The 3,217-nt window shown below is 54.7% G+C and carries 1 protein-coding gene, 2 tRNA genes and 2 rRNA genes (1 of these 5 only partly in view); all 5 read right to left on the reverse strand.

The features are described from left to right. Positions 1 to 737 (reverse strand): 23S ribosomal RNA (locus tag AC1DDA_RS27220); it reaches 2,070 nt to the left of the window's first position. Between the two features lie 219 nt (positions 738 to 956). Continuing rightward, positions 957 to 1,032: transfer RNA gene (locus AC1DDA_RS27225), tRNA-Ala, on the reverse strand. 105 nt (positions 1,033 to 1,137) lie between these two features. After that, a tRNA-Ile gene (locus AC1DDA_RS27230) sits at positions 1,138 to 1,214 on the reverse strand. Positions 1,215 to 1,427: 213 nt separating this feature from the next. Then, a 16S ribosomal RNA gene (locus AC1DDA_RS27235) occupies positions 1,428 to 2,914 on the reverse strand. Together the 16S and 23S rRNA genes with 2 tRNA genes alongside form the textbook arrangement of a ribosomal RNA operon. A gap of 118 nt (positions 2,915 to 3,032) precedes the next feature. Beyond that, a partial coding sequence (locus AC1DDA_RS27240) for a hypothetical protein (protein ID WP_476798078.1) occupies positions 3,033 to 3,217 on the reverse strand: 185 nt, incomplete at its 5' end.

Below are 3,217 nucleotides of genomic sequence, written 5' to 3' on the forward strand. Positions count from 1 at the left end.
CTAGATCACCCGGTTTCGGGTCTAATCCGACGAACTGAACGCCCTGTTCAGACTCGCTTTCGCTGCGCCTACACCTACCGGCTTAAGCTTGCTCGTCAGATTAAGTCGCTGACCCATTATACAAAAGGTACGCGGTCACCCAGGACGAACCTTGAGCTCCCACTGTTTGTAAGCATTCGGTTTCAGGTGCTGTTTCACTCCCCTCGTCGGGGTGCTTTTCACCTTTCCCTCACGGTACTTGTTCACTATCGGTCGCTGAGGAGTACTTAGGCTTGGAGGGTGGTCCCCCCACGTTCAGACAGGATTTCACGTGTCCCGCCTTACTCATGTCCCAACTGTTCGCAGATCCGTACGGGGCTATCACCCATTAATGCGTGGTTTCCCAACCACTTCCGGTAACTTACAGTCAGGCACTGGCCTGGTCCGCGTTCGCTCGCCACTACTAACGGAGTCTCGTTGATGTCCTTTCCTCCAGGTACTTAGATGTTTCAGTTCCCTGGGTTAGCTTTGAACCCCTATGTATTCAGAGTTCAATACCTTCTTGTGATCTCTGTTAGCTCAAAAACAGACCCGAAAGCCTGTCCTTGGAATAACAGAGATCGAAGGTGGGTTTCCCCATTCGGAAATCCGCGGATCAAAGCTCATTCGCAGCTCCCCACGGCTTATCGCAGCGTATCACGTCCTTCATCGCCTCTCAGCGCCAAGGCATCCACCGAATGCTCTTAAGGCACTTGATCGTTCTCATGATCGATGTCCGCGAAACAAATTCGCTGAACATATGATCAGAAAGACCATTTATGCTTGCCGAATGTACCCGATTTAACAGAAGCCGATGGTGTCGGACATTCCGCTCGCTGCAGGATGAGCAGCTCTCGAATACATTCCCTCTTCACAATGACAAACAGCAGCGTAACCATCGTTGCCGATGATGACGAAACTTGAATACTTTCCGGATTTGGTGGAGCCAGACGGGATCGAACCGACGACCTGAAGCTTGCAAAGCTACCGCTCTCCCAACTGAGCTATGGCCCCGTTTTGGGTAAAGTGACGCGCCATCAGGCGCGGCGGCCGGTCGGCCTTGCGAGCCCAGGGGCTCGAAGAAACCGCGGCTCGTCGGACAGCTCGGCGCTCGATGACTGGTGGGCCTGGGAGGATTTGAACCTCCGACCTCACGCTTATCAAGCGCGCGCTCTAACCAACTGAGCTACAGGCCCAAGGCAAATCGATCCCAAGATCGACCGGCCAAAGCCTGGCTTGGCCCAGAATGCCCGGAGACAAGGACCAATGTCCAAGTCAATCCAGCGCATTCGCCCGGAAAGAGAAAGAGAAACGAAGACGGCAAGTTCCGCATGTTGGGACCTGATCTGGTCCCTTTGTTCTGAAGAGAGGTCGATACGAAGCAAGCTTCGTGAAGTCCTCTACCTTAGAAAGGAGGTGATCCAGCCGCAGGTTCCCCTACGGCTACCTTGTTACGACTTCACCCCAGTCGCTGAGCCTACCGTGGTCGCCTGCCTCCTTGCGGTTAGCGTAACGCCTTCGGGTAAACCCAACTCCCATGGTGTGACGGGCGGTGTGTACAAGGCCCGGGAACGTATTCACCGTGGCATGCTGATCCACGATTACTAGCGATTCCACCTTCATGCACTCGAGTTGCAGAGTGCAATCTGAACTGAGACGGCTTTTTGGGATTAGCTCGAGGTCGCCCTTTCGCTGCCCATTGTCACCGCCATTGTAGCACGTGTGTAGCCCAGCCTGTAAGGGCCATGAGGACTTGACGTCATCCCCACCTTCCTCGCGGCTTATCACCGGCAGTCCCCCTAGAGTTCCCAACTTAATGATGGCAACTAGGGGCGAGGGTTGCGCTCGTTGCGGGACTTAACCCAACATCTCACGACACGAGCTGACGACAGCCATGCAGCACCTGTGTTCCGGCCAGCCGAACTGAAGAAAGACATCTCTGTCGATCAAACCGGACATGTCAAAAGCTGGTAAGGTTCTGCGCGTTGCTTCGAATTAAACCACATGCTCCACCGCTTGTGCGGGCCCCCGTCAATTCCTTTGAGTTTTAATCTTGCGACCGTACTCCCCAGGCGGAATGCTTAAAGCGTTAGCTGCGCCACTGAAGAGCAAGCTCCCCAACGGCTGGCATTCATCGTTTACGGCGTGGACTACCAGGGTATCTAATCCTGTTTGCTCCCCACGCTTTCGCGCCTCAGCGTCAGTATCGGACCAGTTGGCCGCCTTCGCCACTGGTGTTCTTGCGAATATCTACGAATTTCACCTCTACACTCGCAGTTCCACCAACCTCTTCCGAACTCAAGACTCCCAGTATCGAAGGCAATTCCAGGGTTGAGCCCTGGGCTTTCACCCCCGACTTAAAAGTCCGCCTACGCGCCCTTTACGCCCAGTGATTCCGAGCAACGCTAGCCCCCTTCGTATTACCGCGGCTGCTGGCACGAAGTTAGCCGGGGCTTATTCTTCCGGTACAGTCATTATCTTCCCGGACAAAAGAGCTTTACAACCCTAAGGCCTTCATCACTCACGCGGCATGGCTGGATCAGGCTTGCGCCCATTGTCCAATATTCCCCACTGCTGCCTCCCGTAGGAGTTTGGGCCGTGTCTCAGTCCCAATGTGGCTGATCATCCTCTCAGACCAGCTACTGATCGTCGCCTTGGTGAGCCATTACCTCACCAACTAGCTAATCAGACGCGGGCCGATCTATCGGCGATGAATCTTTCCCCCGAAGGGCGTATCCGGTATTAGTCCAAGTTTCCCTGAATTATTCCGAACCGAAAGGTACGTTCCCACGTGTTACTCACCCGTCTGCCACTAGCACCGAAGTGCCCGTTCGACTTGCATGTGTTAAGCCTGCCGCCAGCGTTCGCTCTGAGCCAGGATCAAACTCTCAGATTGGATGAGATTTTGTTCCGGCATCGCACTGCGTATTGACGGAGACATCTACAGATTACCGAAGTAACCCGCGATGGCTCTTGTATAAACGCAGCACACCGAAGTCTCGTTCGACCTAGGCCTAAGCCCAGATCCGCAAGAACTCGCCGTCCACGTTTCTCTTTCTGTCTTCAATTTTCAAACAGCAGGGCTTCAACAAAACCGACAGAACTTCACCCGGCGAACCGGCCTCAGCCCCAGCGTCCTTAGGAAGCGCAGAAGAGGCGCCGCTCAGCGGCGGCGCCGTCTCGATGGGTGGCTTATAGG

The organism is Allobosea sp. 10N428 (genome assembly GCF_056394545.1).